This window comes from Amycolatopsis sp. DSM 110486, from assembly GCF_019468465.1.
Classification (GTDB): Bacteria; Actinomycetota; Actinomycetes; order Mycobacteriales; family Pseudonocardiaceae; genus Amycolatopsis.
Genome location: NZ_CP080519.1, coordinates 2585541 through 2606694, shown reverse-complemented (window position 1 = coordinate 2606694; position 21154 = coordinate 2585541). Strand labels below are relative to the sequence as shown.

Here is a 21154-nt window from a genome sequence, read left to right as displayed (position 1 = left end):
CCCGTGTATCAGTCGGTGTTCGGACTCGCGGAACCTTGACAGTATATATCCAGATTCGTAGGGTTCGACGTCACCGGCCGCTGACCGACGGTGGTCGACACGGTGTCGTGTGGGAGGAGAATCCGGATGTCAAGGATCCTGATCGTAGGCGGTGGCTTCGCCGGGGTGTGGAGCGCGGCGAGCGCCGTGAAGCTCCGCCAGGAACGCGGACTGTCCGAAAAGGACCTTCAGGTGACCGTGGTGAACGCCGGCGACGACATGGTGATCCGGCCGCGGCTCTACGAGGCGGATCCCGACCGCATGCGCGTGCCGCTCGACCGGGTGCTCGGCCCGATCGGCGTGCGCCGCGTCGCCGGCACTGTCGTCGGCATCGACACCGACGCGCGCACGGTCTCCGCGGTCCGTCGCGACGGGACCACCGCCACGCTGGGCTACGACCGCCTCGTGCTCGCTTCGGGCAGCCAGGTCGTGCGGCCCGCGCTGCCCGGCGCCGAACATCTCTTCGACATCGACACCCTCGCCGGCGCGGCCACGCTCGACTCGCACCTGCGCCGGCTGCCGGACCGCGAAGCCGGGCCAGGCAGGTTCACCGCCGTGGTCGTCGGCGCCGGGTTCACGGGGTTGGAGATCGCGACCGAGCTCGTCGGACGGCTGAAGGAGCTGGCCGACGACGTCCGCGTGGTGCTCGTGGAGCGGCTCGACGCCGTCGGGCCGGAGCTGGGCGAGGGCCCGCGGCCGGCGATCGAGAAGGCCCTGGCCGACCTCGGCGTCGAGGTCCGGCTCGGCGTCAGCCTGGAGGAGCTCGCCCACGACAAGGTGCGCCTGTCCGACGGCACGGTGATCCCGACGTCGACGGTCGTGTGGACGGCCGGCATGACGGCCAGCCCGCTCACGTCGTTCATCGCGGCGGAGAAGGACCACCTCGGCCGACTGGACGTGGACGAGTACCTGCGCGTTCGCGGTGTCCCCGACGTGTACGCGGCCGGCGACACGGCCGCCGCGTTGTCGCCGGCCGAGGGCCGCGTGGTGATGCAGAGCTGCCAGCACGCCCTTCCTCAGGGCAAGTTCGCGGGGCACAACGTCGCCGCGGACCTGCTGGACGAGGCCCTGGTCCGGTTCGAGCCGGCGCCGTATGTCACCTGCCTCTCGCTCGGGCCGGCGGGCGCGGTCGTCACGTCGGGCTGGGACCGCGAGGTGCAGATGACCGAGCACATCGCCAAGGACCTCAAACACACGATCAACGAGCAGTGGATCTACCCTCCGGTCGACGACCCGGCAGAGTTGCTGAACCAGGCCGGTCCGTACGCCGCCTGGCCGGAGTACGAGCCGGCTGGAACAGTGGAGTCGCTCGCGGTGTGAGCCGAGGTCGGTCGGAGGTGAGGTCCGGATGGAGCTGCGGCACCTGCGGTACTTCGTCGCCGTCGCCGAGGAGTGCCACTTCGGCCGCGCCGCCGACCGGCTGCACATCGCCCAGCCCGCGCTGTCGCACCAGATCAAGCAGCTCGAGGCCGAGCTCGGCGTCGAACTGCTGACGCGCACCACGCGGAAGGTGCAGCTCACGCCCGCCGGACAGCGGTACCTCGACCGGGCCCGCGCGGTGCTGGCCTCGGTGGACGCGGCGAGCGTCGAGGCCGGTCGCGTCGCCCGGGGTGACGTCGGCCGGGTGGCCATCGGCTTCACCGGCTCGGCCACCTACGAGCTGCTGCCCTCGCTCGCGCGGGTGCTGCGCCGCGACTTCCCGGGCATCGAGCTGGACCTCAAGGGCGAGATGCTCACCCCCGACCAGGTGACGGCGCTGGTGGAGGAGACCCTCGACATCGGTTTCCTCCGCCCGCCCGTCCGCGAGCCGGGGCTGGTGGTGCAGGTGCTGCGCCGCGAGCCGCTGATCGCGGTGCTGCCCGCCAGTCACCCGCTCACCGACCGTGACACTGTGCGGCTCGCGGACCTGCGCGACGAGCCGTTCATCTGCTACCCGTCGCGGCACCGTTCGGTGGTCTACGACGCCGTGTTCGACGCGTGTCAGCAGGCCGGGTTCGTGCCGTCCGTGGTGCAGGAAGTCGGCGAGACCTCCACTTTGGTCTCGTTCGTCGCGGGTGGGCTGGGCGTCGCCCTGGTACCCGCGTCTGTGCGCCATCTGCAGATCACGGGCTCGCAGTACCGGCCGCTGGCGGGCACGACCCGTGAGGTCCAGCTGGCCGCCGCGACGCGCGTAGACGACCTCTCGCCGCACGTCGCCAAGGTGCTCTCGCGCGCCCACTCGCTGCTCGGCGGCCCGCGCTGAGCCAGCGCGATTGATAAGCCGCATCTATCGATCCTGAAGTTGTAAGTATTTCTCATTTCCGAATCCGTCGGAAACAATCGTGAAATGCCAGGTATTCCCTGGTCGAGGTTTTCCCGGACTCAAGGAGGAGCCGTGACCCCGTTCATGCTGGCTGTCCAGTCGTTGCTGGACGGGGAGGAAGCCCCCGTGCCGGCCACCGAACCGGCCGCCCCGAGATCGGTGGCCGTGGCCACCGACGAGCAGGTGATCATCCGTTCCCTCGCCGAGCAGCTGGTGTGCGAAGCCAACGCGATCCTCCGCGAGCACGGGCCGGTGTTCAGCCTCGTCGACGACAGCAACGACGGAGAACTCGCTTTCACCGTGGGCTTTTCCGACCGCAGCGCGCGCATCCGCACCGCGATGTCCGGCCGGGAAGCGACCGTGCAACTCGTGATCGCCGGTGAAGCCGACGAGGTCCCGCGGCGCCTGGCCGGCGACGAGGAGCTCCGGGCGCTGCTGCTGAGCCTGCTGAGGCTGGACCCCCTCCCCGCCCACCACTGACCTGGAAGAGGACTGATGCAATACGAACTGCGGTATCAGGTCATCGAGCCGAAGAGGCAGACCTACCAGAACGTGATCGACCGGTTCGGCGACCAGCCGGCCAGCCGCTACCTCGAGGCGACGCTCGACGTCGAACCGCGCGAGAACTTCCACTACCGGCCCACGTGGGACCAGCACCGTGAGCTCTACGACGCGGACTACACCGTGTTGAAGCTCAAGGATCCTTACAGCTACACGGATCCGCGCCAGTTCTACTACACGCCGTACGTCACCAACCGGGCGAACCTGCACGACGAGTTCACCAAGCAGATGGCGTACCTCGAAGAGCGCGAGCTGCTGGCGAAGCTGCCCGCGGCGTGGCGCACGGTGCTCACCACGGCCATCCTTCCCTTGCGCCACTACGAATCCGGCGCGCAGATGGTGAGCGTCGGCGGTGCGCGGTTCGCGTACGGGACCTCGCTGGAGCAGTGCTGCACCTTCGCGGCGTTCGACCGCATCGGCAACGCGCAGATGCTCTCCCGCGTCGGCATCGCGCTGGGCGCGGGCACGGGTGACCTGCTGCAGGTCGCCAAGCGCGAGTGGCTGGACAGCGAGCACTTGCAGCCGCTGCGCCGGTTCACCGAAGAAGCCATGGTCACGCCCGACTGGGCCGAGGGCCTGGTCGCGGTCGACCTCGTGGACTCGCTGATCTACCCGGTGCTCTACCGCGAGCTCGACGAGATCGCGCTCACCAGCGGCGCCGGCGCGTACAGCCTGTTCACGCAGTACCTGCACACCTGGTTCAAGGACCAGCGCAAGTGGCTCGACGCGCTGATCAAGGCGTGGGCCGCCGACGGCGAACACGGCGTGGAGAACCGGGAACACCTGTCCCGCATCGTCGCGACGTGGAACCCCCTCGCGCACGAGGCCGCCACGGAGCTGGCGCGCGTCGTCGACCACCAGCTGCCCGACGCCGGCACGGTCGCCGCGCTCGCGCGCACCACGGCCGCCGCCGAACAGCGCTGGGCCCAGGTCACCGGAGGTGCGGCATGAGCGACACCCTGCGCCAGGTCGGCATCGACATCCAGGAGTCCGAAGAGAACCGCGGCCTCGTCGCCGCCATCCGGGCCGACAACCCGGAGCTGACCGTCCGCCACCTGCCGGGTCTGGTGAAGATCCAGGCCGCGGGCCAGATCGTGATCAACCGGGAGTCGGTGGAGCGAGAGCTCGGGCGGGAGTGGGAGACCGGCGAGTTCCAGCTGGCCATCGTCTCGTTCGCCGGGAACCTCTCCGAGTGGGACGACGACCGGATCATCGTGAAGTGGGAGCACTAGGACATGACTCAGACCGCACCGCGCCGCAAGCTGCCGCTCAAGGAGCGCTACGCGCTGCTCACCCGTGACCTGGACTGGGATCCCAGCTACGTCACGAAGGAACAGCTGTTCCCGTACACGAACTACGAGGGCATCAAGGTCCACGACTGGGACGGCTGGGAAGACCCGTTCCGCCTGACCGTGGACGCGTACTACAAGTACCAGGCCGAAAAGGACAAGCGGCTCTACGCCGTGCTCGACGGGTTCGCGCAGAGCCAGGGCCACCTGGGCCTTGCGGACGCCAGCTACCTCAACGCGATCAAGCTGTTCATCCAGGGCGTGACGCCGCTGGAGTACGCCGCGCACCGGCACTTCGCCTACCTCGGGCGCTACCTCGAAGGCCCGGCGCCGCGGTTCGCCGCGCTGTGCCAGAGCGTGGACGAGCTGCGCCACTGCCAGACGCAGATCCACACGATCAGCAACTACAACAAGTACTACGGCGGCTTCCACAGCTGGTCCAAGATGCACGACCGCGTGTGGTACTTGTCGGTGCCGAAGTCGCTGTTCGACGACGCCATGACGGCCGGGCCGTTCGAGTTCCTGATCTCGATCTCGTTCAGCTTCGAGTACCTGCTCACCAACCTGTTGTTCGTGCCGTTCATGAGTGGCGCGAGCTTCAACGGTGACATGCCGACGATGTCGTTCGGTTTCTCGGCGCAGTCCGACGAAAGCCGGCACATGACGCTCGGCCTGGAGGCCATCAAGTTCCTGCTGGAGCAGGACGAGGGCAACGTGCCGATCATCCAGGACTGGATCGACAAGTGGTTCTGGCGCGCGTACCGGATGTCCGCGCTGGTCGCCGGGATGATGGATTACATGCTGCCGAAGCCGGTGATGAGCTGGAAGGAGGCGTTCGAGCTCTACTTCGAGGACCAGATGCTCGGCGGCCTCTTCCCGGACCTGGAGTACTACGGCATCCGCCCGCCGCGCCACGTGCAGGACGCGATCGCCGAGAAGGACAAGCTGTCGCACGAGGTTTACAAGGTGCTGCACAACTTCTCTTTCGCCGCTTCGTTCACCACGCAGGCACCGAACGAGCAGCACATGAAGTGGCTGGCCGAGCAGTACCCGGAGACGTTCGACCAGCACTACCGGCCCGTGTGGGAGAAGCACCACCGCATCGAGGCCGAAGGTGGCCGGATGTTCTTCCAGGGTCTGCCGCAGCTGTGCCAGGTCTGCCAGATCCCCATGGTGTTCACCGAAAAGGACGACCCGGCGAAGACTTCCTTCCGCTCCAGCGAGTTCCGCGGCGAGCAGTTCCACACCTGCAGCGACGGCTGCCAGTGGATCTTCGAGCGCGAGCCGGAGAAGTTCGTGCAGGCGTGGCTGCCTGTGCACCAGATCTACCAGGGCAACTGCGGTGGCCCGTCGGTGCCGGAAGTCCTGGAGTGGTACGGGATCCAGGAAGGCGACAACGGCGAGTACAAGGGCTCGCCCGACCACAAGTCGTGGATCGGGTGGCACAACGGCGACGTGGAACAGGGAGTCTGACATGGCGGTGAAAGCTCTTTACGACTACGACTTCCCGTCGGCCGACCGCGCCGAGCTCTTCGGCGACGACCAGCTCGTCTACGTGCACTGGGAAGGCAACCCCCTGTTCTGCTCGGCTGCCTGCTTCCGCGTGCCGAAGGCCTTGGGCTTCGGCGAGTTCGTGGAGACGGTCGTCGGCCCCTGGGCCGCGTCCGACCCGGACTTCGACCCGACGGCGGTGCGCGACTGGCGGGTGAACGGCCGGCCACTCGACGGCTCCGCCGAAGCCCCGCTCACCGAACTCGGCATCGGCCACAAGGCGCTGCTGCAGTTCACCGCCTGAACGGAGAATTCGTCTTGACGACGCACACCATCCGCGTGGAACCGATCGGCGCCGAGATTCAGTGCCGGGAGGACCAGACCGTGCTCGACGCGTGCCTGCGCGAGGGCATCTGGCTGCCGCACGCGTGCACCCACGGCACGTGCGGCACCTGCAAGGCCCAGATCCTCGACGGTGAGGTCGACCTGGGCGACGCGTCGCCGTACGCGTTGCTGGAAAGCGAGCGCGACGAGGGTGCCGCGTTGATCTGCGTGGCCCAGCCGCGCGGCGACGTGGTGCTCGAGGGTGAAGTCGACATGGACGAGGGCGTCGGTGTCCACCCGGTGCGCGACTTCCGCGCCCGGGTGGACAGCCTCGACGAGATCGCGCCCGACGTCCGTCGTCTGGTGCTCGCGCTCGAGGAACCGATGCGGTTCAACCCCGGGCAGTACGTGCTGCTCGACGTGCCGGGTGGGCACCAGCGGCCGTACTCGATCGCCAGCACGCCGTCGAACGGGTCACTGATCGAGCTGCACGTGAAGCGCTCGGAAAACGGCGTCGCCACCGACGGCTGGGTCTTCTCCAGCCTGAAGGCCGGTGACGACGTGACGTTGTCCGGTCCGTACGGGCGATTCTCGTTCCGTCCACTTCGGACGCAGCCGATCCTGCTGCTCGGTTCGGGCACCGGGCTGGCGCCGTTGAAGTCGATGATCCGCCACATCGACGAGGACGGCGGCGGACACCAGGTCACGCTGTACCACGGAGTGGCCACCAAGGACGATCTCTACGACCGGGAGTACTTCGAGGAGCTCGAAGCGCGCACAGACTGGTTCACCTACCGGCCGGCGCTTTCGCGCGACGACTGGGACGGACGTTCCGGACGGGTTCCGGCGCTGCTGGCCGAGGACTTCCCCCGGGCGGGCGGGAACGTCGCCTACATCTGCGGCAGCCCGGACATGGTCTCGGACACCATGAAGGCGCTGATGAAGGCGCGGTTGTTCCCCCGGGACATCTACCGCGAGGACTTCTTCGACTCCGCCGACCGCGCCGCGGGCACCCACGTGGTGCGCAGTCCGCTGATCAGGCGCTGATCCGGCCCCTGTGAAAGGACCGCGATGAAAGTCACCGAAATCGAGGCGATCCCGTTCGCCATCCCGTACCGCAAACCTCTGCGGTTCGCGAGCGGCGAGGTGGACACGGCCGCGCACATCCTCGTGCGGGTGCACACCGACGAGGGTCTGGTGGGGACCGCCGAAGCCCCGCCCCGGCCGTTCACCTACGGGGAGACCCAGGGCTCGATCAAGGCCGTCATCGACTCGGTTTTCGCGCCCCAGCTGCTGGGGATGTCGCCGCTGGCCCGCGAGGCCGTGCACGCCAAACTCGACCGCACGGTGGGGAACCCGGCCGCGAAGAGCGCGATCGACATGGCGCTGTGGGATCTCATCGGGCAGAGCCTCGGCGTGTCCGTGACCGAGCTGCTCGGCGGCTACACCGACCGCATGCGCGTGTGCCACATGGTCGGGTTCGCGCAGCCGGGCGAGATGGTGGACGAGGCCGAGCGCGTGCGCGACCTCTACGGCATCACCACGTTCAAGGTGAAGGTGGGCCGCAAGCCGATCCGTCTCGACGTGGACGTCTGCCGCGCGCTGCGGGCCGCGCTCGGCGACGACGTCGAGCTCTACATCGACGGCAACCGCGGCTGGACGGCCTCGGAGTCGGCCGCCGCGTTGCGGGCGCTCGAGGACGTCGGCCTGCTGTTCGCCGAGGAGCTGTGCCCGGCCGACGACGTGCTCGGTCGCCGGTGGCTCGCCACGCAGAGCCGGATCCCGCTCTACGCAGACGAAAGCGCGACGCGGCCCGGCGAAGTCACGCGCGAGCTGCTGGCCGGCGCGGCGCACGGCGTCAGCATCAAAACGGCCCGCACCGGCTTCACGTACTCGCAGCGGGTTCTCAACCTGTGTGCCGGGCTCGGCGTCGAGGTCGTGCTCGGCAACCAGATCGACGGGCAGATCGGCTCGCTGTGCGCGGCGACGTTCGGGGCCGCGTTCGAGCTCACCTCGCGGCGGGCCGGTGAGCTGTCGAACTTCCTCGACATGACCGACGACCTGCTCGCCGAACCCCTGCGCATCGAGCACGGCGAGCTGCGCGTGCCGCAAGGCCACGGCCTCGGCATCCAGCTCGACGACGGCAAGCTCGCGCGCTACCGCCAGGACTGATTCCCACCACGAAGAGAGGTATTTGCCATGACTGAAGTCGTTTCGCCCACAGCCGCAGCTTCGGGTGCGTCGGCGACCGAGCGTTTCCAGGAGCGGGCCAAGGGTTCCGCCGCGGCGGACGCGGCCCGCGTGGACGCGATCGCGACGGACGCGCTGGCCGCGCTGCACGAGGTCGTCCGCAAGCACCAGCTGACCTACGACGAGTACAACGCCTTCAAGGCGTGGCTGATCCGGGTCGGCGAAGACGGTGAGTGGCCGCTGTTCCTCGACGTGTTCATCGAGCACGAGGTGGAGAAGGTCGCGAACGCCAGCCGCGAGGGGACCGCCGGGAGCATCGAAGGTCCGTACTACGTGGAGGGTGCGCCGGAGTTCGGCGCGGAAGGCACCCTGCCGATGCGCGAAGGCGAGGGCGGGCAGCCGCTGCGCTTCTTCGGCCAGGCGCGCTCGGTGGCGGGCGAACCGCTCGCGGGTGCGGTGGTGGACTTCTGGCAGGCCGACGACGACGGTCTGTACTCGCAGTTCGCGCCCGGCATCCCGGAGTGGAACCTGCGCGGCCGCTTCACCACGGACGCCGAGGGCAATTTCTCGATCCACACGATCCACCCGGCGCCGTACCAGATCCCGACCGACGGCGCGACGGGCGCGTTGATCGCCGCGGCCGGCTGGCACGCGTGGCGTCCGGCGCACCTGCACATCAAGGTTTACGCGCCGGGGCACCAGGTGATCACGACGCAGCTCTACTTCGACGGTGGTGAGCACGTCGGCGACGACATCGCCACGGCGGTGAAGGACGCGCTGATCCTCGCGCCGACCGCGGCTTCGTCGGGCGCCGGCGAAGAGGTCCGGTACGACTTCGTGCTCGACCCCGCCTGAGGCCGGCATGTTGTTCGCGGTGCGGATGGACGTCTCGTTGCCGCTGGACCTCGACCCCGGGTTCCGGGACGAGCTGCTGGCGACGGAGAAGGCGCACAGCCAGAAGCTGCAGCGGGAGGGGAAGTGGGTCCACCTGTGGCGGGTCGTGGGTGAGTACTCGAACCTGAGTGTGTTCGACGTCTCGGACAACGGCGAGCTGCACGACCTGCTGTGGAACCTGCCGTTGTTCAAGTACATGAGTGTCAGTGTGACGCCGTTGGCGCAGCACCCGTCTGCGTTGGTGGGCTGAGAGTTCTCGGGCGCGCGGGCCGGTTCGTCCGGCTCGCGCGCCCTTCTTGACATGGTTAATCGGGATGATTAATGTCCTGGTTATGAGGAGCCAAGGAAAGCTTGCCGTGAGCTTGTGACTTGAATCTGGATACTGAATATCCAGGTTCTGCGGTGTCCTGTGTGGTTGGACGACTGAGGGTACGAATCGGGCACGCGGTGGCAGGCTGACCTGGGTCAGGCTCTCGTGGAGAAAGGCTGGACGCATGGACGGGGATCCGACCAGAGTCGTCATCGTGGGCGGCGGGGTCGCCGGCTACCGCGCCGCTCGTGCGTTGCGGCGGTCTTTGCCGAAGGCGGCGGGGATCGAGATCGTGATCGTCAACGAGACGGACTACTTCCGGTACCTGCCGCTGCTTCCGGAAGTGGCTGCCGCCGTCGTCGACCCGCGGCGGGTGACGGTGTCGCTCCCGGCCGCCTTGCCCGATGTCCGGTTGGCTCTCGGCACGGTGACGGCGATCGCGCCGGAAAAAGATCGACTGTCCTATACGGACCCCGAGGGCGCGGTCCACGAGCTTCGTTACGACCGCCTGATCATTGCCGGGGGCAGCGTCACCAAGCTCCTGCCGATCCCCGGCGTCGCCGAACATGCGCACGGTTTCCGCGGTGTCGCCGAAGCCTTGTACCTCCGCGACCACGTGATCCGGCAGGTGGAGCTGGCCGCCGCCAGTGATTCACCGGAGGAGCGCGACGCGCGGTGCACGTTCGTCGTGGTCGGCGCCGGCTACACCGGGACCGAGGTGGCTGCCCAGGGCCCGCTGTTCACGAAGGCCATCCAGCGGCGGCACCGGGAGCTCGAAGGGCAGCGGACGCGCTGGCTGCTGCTCGACCTCGCTCCCCAGGTGCTGCCGGAGCTCGATCCGCGGCTTTCCCGGGCCGCGGATCGGGTCCTCCGCAAGCGTGGCGTCGAGGTGCTCACGGGCACCTCCGTCCGCGAGGCCACCACCGACGGTGTCTGGCTCACCTCGGGCGAGTTCGTGCCGACGCGCACCATCGCGTGGTGCGTCGGTGTCCGCCCGGACCCGCTGGTCGCCGGCGCCGGCTTCGAGACGCAACGCGGGCGCCTCGTCGTCGACACCACCCTCGCCGTCCCCGGCCACCCCCGCATCTTCGCCTGCGGCGAGGCGTCCGCCGTCCCCGACCTCACCCGCCCCGGCGAGGTCACCGCCATGACTGCCCAGCACGCCACCCGCCAGGGCACTCTCGCCGGCCGCAACGTCGCCGCCTCCCTCGGCTTCGGCATCGCGCGCGAGTACAAGCACCACGACCTGGGGTTCGTGGTCGACCTCGGTGGTGCGCAGGCCGCTGCCAACCCGCTGCACATCCCGCTGTCGGGCTGGGTCGCGAAGCTCGTCACGCGCGGTTACCACCTGCTCGCCATGCCGGGCAACCGCATCCGCACGGCGGTCGACTGGCTGCTGGACGCGCTGTTGCCTCGCCAATCCGTCCAACTGGGCCTGGTCCGGTCGGCCGCGGTTCCCCTGGACACCACGACTCCGGGTGAGCAGCGATGACGCCGGGGCCGGAGGTCGCGCGGCGGGTGAACGGCCATGCCGTGGTGAAGGATCCCCCGCTGGTGGTATGGATCGATCGGGTGCTGGCGGTGATCGTCGCGCTGCACTGCGCCGGCGTGGTGGCCCGCGCGGTGGTGCACCCGAGCGTGGCGTCGGTGGGTGTGGCCGTCGGGATCCTGGGGCTGTCGGCGGTGGGGATCTGGCGCCACTTCCGCACGCGCGGGCGGTCGGGCGCGGTGTTGCTCGGCGTCTCGATGGTGTTGTCGTTCGTGTTCGGAGCGTGGTTGGGGCCGGGAGTTGTCACAAATGGGGTGCTGTCCGTCGTCGAAGTGTTGGGCGCCGTGTTCGCGGTGGCCGTCCTGCGTAGGCGAGTGAGGATCACATGAGCTCACTGACCAGTCCGACCAAGTCCGACCCGGGCGCGCTCAAGGCCGCCGGCGTGGTGGCGAAGGCGGTCGACGACCGTTACCACGTGTCCAAGGGCCTGCGGCACCAGATGAACAAGGTGTTCCCGACGCACTGGTCGTTTCTGCTGGGCGAGATCGGGCTGTACGCGTTCATCGTGCTGCTGCTCAGCGGTGTCTACCTGACGCTGTTTTTCGACCCGTCGATGCAAGCGGTCACCTACCACGGCGTGTACACGAACATGCAGGGTCTGGAGATGTCGCGGGCCTTTGCCAGCACGTTGGACATTTCGATGGAAGTCCGGGGTGGGTTGTTCGTGCGGCAGGTGCACCATTGGGCCGCGCTGATCTTCATCGCGGCGATGTCGGTGCACATGTGCCGGGTGTTTTTCACGGGCGCGTTCCGGCGGCCGCGCGAAGCGACGTGGCTGATCGGCGCGACGCTGCTGATCCTGGGCATGTTCGAAGGCTTCTTCGGCTACTCGCTGCCCGACGACCTGCTGTCGGGCACCGGGATCCGGGCGACGTTGTCGGGGATCATCCTGTCGATCCCGGTGATCGGCACGTGGATCCACTGGGCCGTGTTCGGCAGCGAGTTCCCGGGTAATCAGATCATCCCGCGGCTCTACACGGTCCACATCCTGATCATCCCGGGCATCATGCTGGCGTTGATCGCCGCACACCTCGCGATCGTCTGGTACCAGAAACACACCCAGTTCCCCGGCGTGAAGCGCAAGGAAACAAACGTCGTCGGCATCCGGATCTTCCCGGCGTTCGCGCTGAAGGCGGGGGCGTTTTTCACGATCGTCACCGGCGTCATCGCGTTGCTGGCCGGGATGTTCCAGATCAACGCGATCTGGAACATCGGCCCGTACAACCCGTCGCAGGTCTCGGCGGGCTCGCAACCGGACTGGTATTTGGCGTGGGCCGACGGACTGCTGCGCATCTGGCCCGCCTGGGAGGTCTACCTCGGGAACTACACGATCCCGGCAGTGTTCTTCCCCGGCGCCATCGGGATGCCGCTGCTGTTCACACTGCTGCTGTCCTATCCGTGGATAGAGCGGCGGCTGTCGAAGGACACCGCGCACCACAACATCCTGCAACGCCCGCGCGACGCGCCCGTCCGCACGTCTCTGGGCATGATGGCGCTGGGCTTCTTCCTGGTGATCGAGCTGTCCGGCTTCAACGACATCATCGCCGACCAGTTCGACATCTCCCTCAACGCGACCACCTGGGCCGGCCGCATCGGCGTGCTGATCGTGCCGCCGCTGGCCTACTTCCTCACCTACCGCATCTGCCTGGGCCTGCAACGCGCCGACCGCGAGGTCCTCGAACACGGCATCGAGACGGGCATCATCACCCGCTCGCCCTCGGGCGGCTACCTGGAAATCCACCAGCCCCTCGGCCCGGTGGACGACCACGGCCACCCCATCCCGCTCGACTACCAGGGCGCCACGGTCCCCAAGAAGATGAACAAACTCGGCGCCGCCGGCCACGCCGTGCCCGGCTCACTCCTGACACCCGACCCACCGGAGGAAACCGCGGCTGTGCAGCACGTCAAACGAGGTCACTGACCACGCCGGCCACCGCGACCGCCGGGGCGAATCTCCCGAGAGATTCGCCCCGGCGGATGCCTGAGCCGTGCCCGGATTCGAGGGATTCGAGGGAACGGCTATTTCCCGATCCCGAGCGACGCCGCGGTGTCGTTGAGCACGCCACGCAGCTGCTGCTCGTCGAAACCGGGGACCGCCTTGATCCGGTTCGCCCAGTCACCGGCGCGCACACGGGGAGCGTCCGTACCGAGTACGAGCCGGTCCGCGCCGAAGGAGTCGGCGAAGAACTTGATCGCGGCCGGGTCGTCGGTCAGCGTGGTGTCGTAGTACAGCTTCTTGAGCTCCTGGCGGGGATTGGTCTCCAGCCACTGGTCCTGGTGGATCGACTCGGTGATCTCCTCGAACCGCCGCCAGAGGTAGCCGATCGAGCCACCCATCGTGCCGATGATCCACCGGATGTCCGGGTACCGCTGCGTCACACCCGACACGACCAGGTGCGTCGTCGCCAGCGTGGCCTCCATGGGGCCGCCGTACTTCGGCCCCATCATGAACGCGTCGAGCCCGGTGGAGAACGTGTCGGGCGTGCCGACCGGGTGCACGAAGATGACCGCGCGGCGGCGGTTGAGCTCGGCCCAGAGTTCCTCGTAGGCGGGGTCGTCAAGCGAAGTGCCGATGGCGGTCGTGCCCAGGCCGATCCCGGCGAAGTGGAGTTCGTCGAGGCAGCGGACCGCCTCCGCGATGGCCTGCTCCGTGTGCGGGAGGGGAATCGCGCCGAAGGCTTCGAGCCGGCCGTCGAAGTCGGCCGCCTCGGCGTAGAGGTCGTTCGCGAACTTCGCGCAGTGCAAGGACTTGCTCGCGTCTTCGAAGTACGGCTGGTTGTGGCCGAGCCCGAGCACCTGCAGGTTCACGCCGTCGGCTTCGAGCTCTTCGACCCGCTGGATCAGCTCGGGGCTGTGCTCGGGCCAGACCTTCTTACCGGCGACTCGGTCGAACTCCTTGGTGAGTGCGGGGGGAAACCAGTGTGCGTGAACGTCGATCACGATCGAGTTGTCCTTTCAGACGAGGAAGCTGACGGAGCTCGGGTTCTGGTCGAGCAGGGACTTGCCCGCCAGTTCCTGGCTGACGCGCATGTTGAACGCCGCGTGCCGCGACGCGACCCCGGCGTCGCGCCAGATGCGCTGCAACGGGTTCACCTCGGCGAAGGCCGACGAACCGTGCGCGGTCATCAGGAGGTCGACGGCGTGGAAGGTCTGGCGCATCGCGCGCGCCATGCCCACGCGCAGGCCCGTGCGCACGACCTCGGGCGGGTGCTCGCCCTTGGCCGCGTAGTCGTCGAGCTGGTCGGCCGCGTCCTGAGTGGACTTGACGGCCGCGGCGATCATGGCCGACGCCTCCGCGACGTCGATCTGGAACCCGACCGACTCCGACTGCGACGAGTACGTGGTGGTCGTGATGGACCGCTTCGGCGCCTTCTCGATCACGTAGTCCAACGCCGCCTGAGCCTGGCCGAGCTGGGCACCGGCGAGCGAGAGCGAGGCCAGGCCCGCGAGGCTGACCCGGTGGCTGACGTTCGGGCCCGTGTGCACGTGGTCGCCGTTGAACAGCCCGGTGGCCGAGCGCAGCCGGTGCTCGGGCACGAACACGTCGCGGGCGACGAGGGTGTTGCTGCCCGTGCCGCGCATGCCGGCGATGAACCACGTGTCTTCGACCGTGAGGTCCTTCATCGGCACCAGCGCGAGGTTCAGGTCGCGGCGGCCGGGAACCACGCTCGGATAGCAGACGCTGGCCCAGTCGCAGTGGTTCGAGCCCGAGGCGTAGCCCCACTTGCCGTTGAGCTTCACGCCGCCTTCGACGACCTCGACCTCGGACGTGGGAGCCAGCACGCCGGCGGTGGTGGCGAAGGGGTTCGTCGTCCAGACCTCGTCCTGCGCCTGCTCGGAGTAGCTGGCGGCCCACCAGTTGCCGGTGTTGAGGACCCCGGTCACCCAGGCCGACGAGGCGCAGCCGCGACCGAGCGCGATCGTCACCTCGAGGAAGGTCCGCATGCCCGCGTCGAACCCGCCGAGCCGCTTCGGCACGAACAGCTGGATCAGCCCGGCATCACGAATGGCCTCGAAGTTCGCGGTCTTCAGGCGGCGCTCGCGGTCGACTTCCGGGGCGGCTTCCCACAGCTGAGCACGCAGGCTGTTCGCACGCTCGACCAGCTCTTCCCGGCTGGGCACCTTCTGCGCGACAGGCGCAGCGGATTCCGTGGTCATGAATTCTCCTTAGTCGCACTGTTCATGGCGTCGTCGACCAGGTGCGCCGTTCAATTTGTCGAATCCGACTCCGCGTGCGGTGTGCCGATCCTTTGAATTGACGGTGTGAGCGTCCCGGCCACATCCGGACGCCCGGCGTCGGTGCCGGGCGTGAGCAGGAAGACGGGTGCCATGGCGCAGACGCTAGGTGCGCCGAGCGTCGAAGTCAGCACCGGTGTCCAGCGAGGCCGGACACGACTTCTCGCGATGTGGGCGAAGCGGCGCGACCGCGACCGGCGGTCGGAAACTTACTGTCGTCGATTTCGGATATCAAATGCCGTGTCCAGTTCTGGGGGACGAATACCTGGATTCCCGGGAACGACCGTGGCACGGTTCTCGCGCTCAGTGCATTTCGGCTGAGCGTCTCGCGATTTGCGTTTCGCCGACGACGGTGATTCTAGTTCGGAGGTACCTGGAAATGAGTGTGACGATGGCCGATGTCGGTCTCTTGCTCCTGCGGCTGCTGGTGGCGTTCATCCTGTACGCGCACGCCACCCAGAAGCTGCGCGGGTGGTTCCGGGGCCCGGGCCTGGACGGGATCGCGGCCGTCTTCACGGCACTCGGGCAGGTGCCGGCGCGGCCGCTGGCGAAGCTCGCCGCCTGGTGTGAGCTGAGTGCGGCGCTGCTGATCGTCGTCGGTTTCGCCACGCCACTCGGCGCGGCCATCGGCGCCGGCACGATGCTGGTGGCGGGTTTCGCCATGAGCGCGAAGAGCGGCGCGCTCTGGAACTCGCTGGGCGGCGGCGAGTACCCGCTCACCCTGGCGATCATGGCGATTTCGTTCGCCTTCAGCGGCCCGGGTGTGATTTCGCTCGACAGCGGACTCGATCTGCCGTGGTACGGCGCGGGTGAGCGCGCGGCGCTGATCGGCCTGGCCACGGTCGTGCTGGCGATCCTGGCCGCGTTGCCGCCGATCTTCCGCACGGTGAGGGTCCGGCGTGCGGCTGCGGAGAACGAGGTGGCGGCCACCGCGTAGCGGGCTGGGGGCGTCGACGAGGTCGGCGCCCCCAGCGGAAGTCTTCGATTCGGTGCCCTGGTTCAGTTCGGTGCGCTGCCGAAGATTCCCGCGAGCCCGCTCGTGATCTCGGCCCGGGCGGCTTGGGCTGAAGCGATGCGCTCGTCGAGTTCCGCGAGCCTGCGTTGCTGGAGTTCACGCCAGGTGTGCGGCGGCATCGCGCGGGCCGTCACGAGCTCCTTCGCTTCGAACAGCGAGAATCCGGAATCGCGCAGCAGCAGGAGCAACTTGACGAGCCCGACCGCCGATGCGGGGTAGCGCCGTTGACCCGAAACGCGCTCCGGAGGGGGCAGCAAGCCGATCTTCTCCCAGTAGCGCAGTGTCGAAGCGGTGACGCCCGTAGCCTGGGCCAGCGCCCCGATCGTCAGGCGCTCGACGGGCTCGTCCCCGGCCATCAGCGTTCGAGCGTCGCGTGCGTGCCGAACGAACGGCGGTGGTAGGTGAGCGGTTCGCCCGCGCAGCTGCACAGCGACAGGACCGAACCGAACAGCACGATGTGGTCCCCGCCTTCCACGTCCTGCTCGACGGAGCACGCGAGCCAGCTCAGCGCGCCCGCCAGCCGCGGCACCTCGCCCTCGACGTCCCACTCGACGCCGTCGAACTTCTCCTCCGGCGTGAGGTTGGTGGCGAACGTGCGGGCCAGCTGGGAATGCGACGAGCCGAGGATGTTGAGCCCGAACCGGCCCGACTGCCGGATGACGCGCAGGAGCCGGGACGACTTGACGAGGGACACCAGAACCATCGGCGGTTCCATCGACAGCGAGGCGAACGCACTCACCGTGCTGCCGTAAGGGGTGTAGTCGGGAGCCAGTCCCGTCACCACGGAAACCGGCGTGGCCACCCGTGCCATCACTTCGCGGAACTGCCGCGGCAGGTCTTCGGACATCGAGCTTCTCCTTGGTGCTCCGTGAATTCAGACGAGGAAACTGATCTCATACGGGTTGAGGCCCAGCAGGGCCTTCGCGTAGATCTCCTGCGAGATGCGGATGTTGAAGGCCGCGTGCCGCGTGGCGACGCCCGTGTCGCGCCAGATGCGCTGCAGCGGGCTGAACTCGCCGAACGCCGACGTGCCGTGGGCGGTCACGAGCCGGTCCACTCCTTCGCAGGCGCGTTTCACGGCCCACGCCATGTCCATGCGCAGCCCCGAACGGATGGTCTCGTCGGGGAGGTCGCTTTCGGCGGCGTGCTCGTCGAGGGTGTCCGCCGCCTGCCGGCCGATCAGGCGCGCCGCCTTGATCGTGGTCGCCGCTTCGGCGAGGTCCACCTGGAACCCGACCGACTGCGCCTGGACCGAGTACGTCGACGCGGTGATCTGGCGCTTGGGGGCCTTCTCGATCACGAACTCCAGCGCCGCTTCGGCCGCACCGATCTGCGAGCCCATCAGCGACACGGGCAGCACGCCGGCCAGCGCCGTGCGGTGCACGGCGTCGGGGGCGCCGAGGTTCTCGCCGCGGAAGCTCGGCATCAGCGGGAGCACCCGATGGTTTGGGACGAACAGATCACGCGCGACGATCGTGTTGCTGCCGGTGCCACGCATACCCGTGACGAACCAGGTGTCCTCGACCTCGACGTCGCTCATCGGCAGGAGCGCGAGCATCATCTCGGGCTTGACCGCGTTCGGGCTCGGGTACGTGACGATCGCCCAGTCGCAGTGGTTCGAGCCCGACGAGTAGGCCCACTTGCCGTTGAGCCTGATCCCGCCGTCGACGATCTCGGCTTCGCCGGTCGGCTGCAGGATGCTGCACGACGTGGCCAGCGGGTCGGTGCCCCAGACTTCCTGTTGGGCCTGCTCGGAGAACTGCGCGACCATCCAGTTGCCGGCGTTGAGCACCCCGGCGACCCACGCGGACGACGAACACCCGCGCCCGAGGGCGGCGGTGACTTCGAAGTAGGTGCGCATGTCCGCGGCCAGGCCGCCGAAGCGCCGCGGCGTGAAGAGCTGCATCAGCCGCGCGTCGCGCATCGCGGCGAAGTTCCGGTCGGTCAGCCGGCGGGTGCGGTCGACCTCCGGGGCGTCTCCCCAGAGCTGGGATCGCAAGGCGTCGGCCCGGGCGATGAGTTCGGCCGAGCTGGGGATGGTGTTGGTCATTTCGTGTTCCCTTGAACGGGGTTTATACCGACTTCGCCGGCACCGGAGGTGCGTTGGCGCTCTGCTCAGTGGGTGGGGGAGACGCGGAAGGTGAAGTCGAGGCGGCGCCAGCCGTTCGCGGGCTCGCGGCCGTCGGGCGCGGGGCCGGACTGCTCGGCGAAGTCGACGATCAAGCCGGACTTCACGCCGAACACCGTGTCGGAGTCGAGGTAGTCGCCGCCCGCGACGAACAGCTGGGTGACCAGCGTGCGGTAACCGGGTTTGGCGATGAGGAAGTGGAGGTGCGGCGCGCGGAACGGGTGGCGCCCGACCGAGTCGAGCAGGTGCCCGACGGGGCCGTCAGTGGGAATGGGGTATTTGGACGGCACGATCGTCCAGAACTTGAGCCGGCCTTCGGCGTCGGTGCGGAAGCGGGCGCGCAGTACCGGGCCGTCGACGTCGGGGAGCTGCACGTCGTAGAAACCGTCCTCATTGGACTGCCAGACGTCGACGATGGCGTCGGCGACGGGGGTGCCGTGGGTGTCGGTGACGGTGACGTCGGTCCACAGGGGAGTGCCGGGCAGGCCGTCGGCGAGGTCGGCGCCCTGGGCGGTCTCGGGCGGGCCCTGCACGTAGAACGGCCCGAGCACAGCTGACGGGGTGGTGTCGGGGGTGCGGGAGTTGGTGAGCACGTCGACGACGCTGGAGACGCCGAGGGTGTCGGACAGGAGGATGAACTCCTGGCGCTTGTCGTCGGAGATCTGGCCGGTGCGGGTCAGGAACCCGATGGCGTACTCCCACTCCTCCTGGGTGAGGTCGGTGCGGACCACATAGGAGTGCAGGGTCCGGACGAGTTCCTGGAGGAGTTCGCGCAGGCGGGTGTCCGGAGTGGCGGCGAAGCTCTCCACGACCTCGCTGGTGAGGCTGCGCAGGTCGGGCTTGCTGCCTTCGGCGGGTGCGGGGCGGGTGCCGGCCCAGGCTTGGCGCAGCAGGTCTTCGATGCCGTCGCGGGTGACGTCGCGCGGGTTCGGATAGGGCTTGGCGGTGGCGATCTCGGCGGCTGTGGCGATGTCGTTCTCGGTGAACCCGAGCTCGCCCAGTGAGTGCGGGACGGGCAGGCTGGCGATGAGGTCGTAGACGCCGGTCGCGGCGTCGGGTGTGCCGAGCACGTCGGCGATGCGGCGCAGGGCGTCGGGGGCGCCGGTGGTGTTGTAGGCCATGGCGTAGGGCAGGACCACGGTGTGGGTCTCGGAGTGTGGCAGGTCGAAGCTGCCGCCGAGGGTGTGGCAGAGCTTGTGGTGCAGGGCCATGCCGACCGAGCCCAGGCAGGTCCCGGCCAGCCAGGCGGCGCGCAGGGCTTCGCTGCGGGCGTCCACATCGGACGGATCGGCGGCGATGCGGGGGAGGGCGGAGGCGAGCAGCCGGATCGCTTCGAGCGCGAACTGGTCGACGATCGGGTTGGCGTCGGGCGAGTAGAGGGCCTCGACGGCGTGGGCCATGGCGTTGATGCCGCTGGTGAGCGACACCTGGACCGGCAGTTTCAGGGTGAGGTCCACGTCGTAGACGACGACTTCGGGCTGCACCTTGGGTGTGGTCTGCGTGGTCTTGCGCCCGTCGGCCGTCTCGCCGAGCACCGGGGTCATCTCCGAGCCGGCGTAGGTCGTGGGCACGATGATCTGCGGCAGATCCGTACGCAACGCGATCGCCTTCGCCAGACCGGTCGTGGAACCGCCGCCGATCGCCAGCAAACAGTCCACATTGTTCTCTACCGCAACCGCCAGTGCGCGCTCCGTCACGTCCACCGGTGTGTGCATCGCGGCCTCGTCGAACCGCGCGGCGAGCAGCGAACCCAGCGCCTCCGCGACCCGGTCCACCGGACCCGCCAGCGAAGGAATCCCCAGCAGCAACACGCGCGACGGCCCGAGCCGGCGCACCTCGTCGGCCAGCGTGGTGATCGTGCCCGCGCCGAAGACGACCCGAGCCGGATTGGCGGTGTAGCTGAACATCGAGGGCTCCTTTGCCTGGCGCGCCGGGTGCGGTGGCGATGACGGTAGGAGCGAGCGCCCGAGAAGTCAGCGTTCGTGTCCGGCGGCGCGGGACACATTTGATGGAACCGTTCGAAATCGCACTTATCGTGGTGGAATGACGAACGACGAATCACGTGGTGGCGTGGCTTCGGTCGCGAAGGCGTGCAAGGTGCTGCGCGCCTTCAGCCCGACGGTGGGTGTCCTGTCTGTTCGACAGGTGTCGGCCCGCGCGGGGATCCCCCGCAGCACCGCGCACGAGCTGTGCCGCACGCTCGTCTCCGAAGGCATGCTCGAAGGCGCCGGCGGCGGTTACCAGCTCGGCCCGCTGCTGCTCGAGCTCGCGGGCCAGATCATCGAGCGCACAGGTCTGCTGCGAGCCGGTGAAGGCATCCTCGACTCGCTGGTCCGCGCGCCCGAGCAGGACGCGCACCTGTGCCAGCTCACGCAGGGCTGGATCGTCTACCTGGACCGCAACTCCAGTCCGTCGCACGTGCCCGCGGCCAACCAGGTGGGCCAGCGAGCGCCGGCGCACCTCACGGTCTGCGGCAAGGTGGCGCTGTCCTGGCTGCCGTTCGACAAGGTCGTGGCGCACGTCGAGAAGTGCTGCGCCGAAAGCGCCGTGCCAGCGCCGGACCTGAAGCAGCTCGAAGCCGAACTCACACAGGCCCGGCAGGACGGATTCCTGGCCTCACGGTCTGTCCAGCAGGGCCGGACGTCGGTCGCGGCACCGATCTTCGACTCCTCGGGCACGCCGATAGGAGGCGTCTCGCTGTCCGGGCCGGCCGGGATGTTCACCACGGCCGTGGTCGAGTCGGCCCGCGCGTCGGTCACCCATGCCGCCGGTTTGATCAGCGCCCGGCTCATCAGCGCCGCACCGGCGTGGACGCGCTGACGGCCC

22 protein-coding genes are annotated in these 21154 nt (G+C 68.5%); 16 read left to right on the top strand and 6 right to left on the bottom strand.

Annotation, left to right across the window (positions count from 1 at the left end; all coding sequences use genetic code 11):
* Window positions 1-126 precede the first annotated feature (126 nt).
* The 14 genes from K1T34_RS12740 (at window position 127) to K1T34_RS12675 (ending at window position 12870) form a co-directional block, all read left to right on the top strand.
* Window positions 127-1359 (top strand): NAD(P)/FAD-dependent oxidoreductase, encoded by a 1233-nt coding sequence (locus K1T34_RS12740; RefSeq protein WP_220244476.1) that lies wholly within the window; start codon window positions 127-129, stop codon window positions 1357-1359.
* A gap of 28 nt (window positions 1360-1387) precedes the next feature.
* The gene (locus tag K1T34_RS12735; protein ID WP_220244475.1) at window positions 1388-2281 is read left to right on the top strand and encodes a LysR family transcriptional regulator; all 894 of its coding nucleotides are present in this window, start codon (window positions 1388-1390) and stop codon (window positions 2279-2281) included.
* Window positions 2282-2413: 132 nt separating this feature from the next.
* Window positions 2414-2821 carry a hypothetical protein gene (locus tag K1T34_RS12730; RefSeq protein WP_220244474.1) on the top strand — a complete coding sequence of 136 codons (408 nt, stop codon included), beginning with the start codon at window positions 2414-2416 and terminating at the stop codon, window positions 2819-2821.
* 15 nt (window positions 2822-2836) lie between these two features.
* On the top strand, window positions 2837-3853 hold the full coding sequence (locus K1T34_RS12725; RefSeq protein ID WP_220244473.1) for a phenol 2-monooxygenase: 1017 nt from the start codon (window positions 2837-2839) through the stop codon (window positions 3851-3853).
* On the top strand, window positions 3850-4134 hold the full coding sequence (locus K1T34_RS12720) for an MmoB/DmpM family protein (protein ID WP_220244472.1): 285 nt from the start codon (window positions 3850-3852) through the stop codon (window positions 4132-4134). Before K1T34_RS12725 ends, K1T34_RS12720 begins: the two co-directional genes overlap by 4 nt.
* 3 nt (window positions 4135-4137) lie before the next feature.
* Window positions 4138-5664 (top strand): YHS domain-containing protein, encoded by a 1527-nt coding sequence (locus tag K1T34_RS12715; protein WP_220244471.1) that lies wholly within the window; start codon window positions 4138-4140, stop codon window positions 5662-5664.
* Between the two features lies 1 nt (window position 5665).
* Window positions 5666-5986, top strand: a complete 321-nt coding sequence (locus K1T34_RS12710) for a phenol hydroxylase subunit P4 (protein WP_220244470.1) — start codon at window positions 5666-5668, stop codon at window positions 5984-5986.
* A 14-nt stretch (window positions 5987-6000) separates the two neighbouring features.
* Complete coding sequence (locus K1T34_RS12705; RefSeq protein WP_220244469.1) at window positions 6001-7053, top strand: NADH:ubiquinone reductase (Na(+)-transporting) subunit F; 1053 nt, start codon at window positions 6001-6003, stop codon at window positions 7051-7053.
* Window positions 7054-7077: 24 nt separating this feature from the next.
* Window positions 7078-8178 carry a mandelate racemase/muconate lactonizing enzyme family protein gene (locus K1T34_RS12700; protein ID WP_220244468.1) on the top strand — a complete coding sequence of 367 codons (1101 nt, stop codon included), beginning with the start codon at window positions 7078-7080 and terminating at the stop codon, window positions 8176-8178.
* A 27-nt stretch (window positions 8179-8205) separates the two neighbouring features.
* On the top strand, window positions 8206-9051 hold the full coding sequence (gene catA, locus K1T34_RS12695; protein ID WP_220244467.1) for a catechol 1,2-dioxygenase: 846 nt from the start codon (window positions 8206-8208) through the stop codon (window positions 9049-9051).
* A 7-nt stretch (window positions 9052-9058) separates the two neighbouring features.
* Window positions 9059-9340 (top strand): muconolactone Delta-isomerase, encoded by a 282-nt coding sequence (catC, locus tag K1T34_RS12690; protein ID WP_220244466.1) that lies wholly within the window; start codon window positions 9059-9061, stop codon window positions 9338-9340.
* A 244-nt stretch (window positions 9341-9584) separates the two neighbouring features.
* Window positions 9585-10892: an NAD(P)/FAD-dependent oxidoreductase gene (locus K1T34_RS12685; protein ID WP_220244465.1), complete on the top strand. Its 1308-nt coding sequence runs from the start codon at window positions 9585-9587 to the stop codon at window positions 10890-10892.
* Window positions 10889-11278 (top strand): hypothetical protein, encoded by a 390-nt coding sequence (locus K1T34_RS12680; RefSeq protein ID WP_220244464.1) that lies wholly within the window; start codon window positions 10889-10891, stop codon window positions 11276-11278. The genes K1T34_RS12685 and K1T34_RS12680 overlap by 4 nt, the downstream gene beginning before the upstream one ends.
* A complete protein-coding gene (locus K1T34_RS12675) occupies window positions 11275-12870 on the top strand; it encodes a ubiquinol-cytochrome c reductase cytochrome b subunit (RefSeq protein ID WP_220244463.1) in 1596 nt (531 codons plus the stop codon). Before K1T34_RS12680 ends, K1T34_RS12675 begins: the two co-directional genes overlap by 4 nt.
* A gap of 98 nt (window positions 12871-12968) precedes the next feature.
* Here the strand turns inward: K1T34_RS12675 and K1T34_RS12670 are convergent, their stop codons facing one another.
* Both K1T34_RS12670 and K1T34_RS12665 read right to left on the bottom strand, forming a co-directional pair.
* On the bottom strand, window positions 12969-13889 hold the full coding sequence (locus K1T34_RS12670) for an amidohydrolase family protein (protein ID WP_220244462.1): 921 nt from the start codon (window positions 13887-13889) through the stop codon (window positions 12969-12971).
* Window positions 13890-13904: 15 nt separating this feature from the next.
* Window positions 13905-15107, bottom strand: coding sequence for an acyl-CoA dehydrogenase family protein (locus tag K1T34_RS12665; RefSeq protein WP_220244461.1), 1203 nt, complete (start codon window positions 15105-15107; stop codon window positions 13905-13907).
* Between the two features lie 457 nt (window positions 15108-15564).
* Here K1T34_RS12665 and K1T34_RS12660 point away from each other — a divergent pair, with 457 nt between their 5' ends.
* Window positions 15565-16122 carry a DoxX family protein gene (locus K1T34_RS12660; RefSeq protein ID WP_220244460.1) on the top strand — a complete coding sequence of 186 codons (558 nt, stop codon included), beginning with the start codon at window positions 15565-15567 and terminating at the stop codon, window positions 16120-16122.
* A 62-nt stretch (window positions 16123-16184) separates the two neighbouring features.
* On the opposite strand, the gene K1T34_RS12655 is transcribed toward K1T34_RS12660, so the two are convergent.
* From K1T34_RS12655 to K1T34_RS12640, 4 genes are all read right to left on the bottom strand, one after another.
* Window positions 16185-16556 carry a MerR family transcriptional regulator gene (locus K1T34_RS12655; RefSeq protein ID WP_220244459.1) on the bottom strand — a complete coding sequence of 124 codons (372 nt, stop codon included), beginning with the start codon at window positions 16554-16556 and terminating at the stop codon, window positions 16185-16187.
* A complete protein-coding gene (locus tag K1T34_RS12650; RefSeq protein ID WP_220244458.1) occupies window positions 16556-17047 on the bottom strand; it encodes a flavin reductase family protein in 492 nt (163 codons plus the stop codon). Before K1T34_RS12650 ends, K1T34_RS12655 begins: the two co-directional genes overlap by 1 nt.
* Before the next feature lie 27 nt (window positions 17048-17074).
* Window positions 17075-18250 carry an acyl-CoA dehydrogenase family protein gene (locus tag K1T34_RS12645; protein WP_220244457.1) on the bottom strand — a complete coding sequence of 392 codons (1176 nt, stop codon included), beginning with the start codon at window positions 18248-18250 and terminating at the stop codon, window positions 17075-17077.
* 65 nt (window positions 18251-18315) lie between these two features.
* Window positions 18316-20235, bottom strand: a complete 1920-nt coding sequence (locus K1T34_RS12640) for a maleylacetate reductase and hydroxyquinol 1,2-dioxygenase domain-containing protein (RefSeq protein ID WP_220244456.1) — start codon at window positions 20233-20235, stop codon at window positions 18316-18318.
* Between the two features lie 136 nt (window positions 20236-20371).
* Here K1T34_RS12640 and K1T34_RS12635 point away from each other — a divergent pair, with 136 nt between their 5' ends.
* The gene (locus tag K1T34_RS12635) at window positions 20372-21148 is read left to right on the top strand and encodes an IclR family transcriptional regulator (RefSeq protein ID WP_220244455.1); all 777 of its coding nucleotides are present in this window, start codon (window positions 20372-20374) and stop codon (window positions 21146-21148) included.
* Window positions 21149-21154 lie beyond the last annotated feature (6 nt).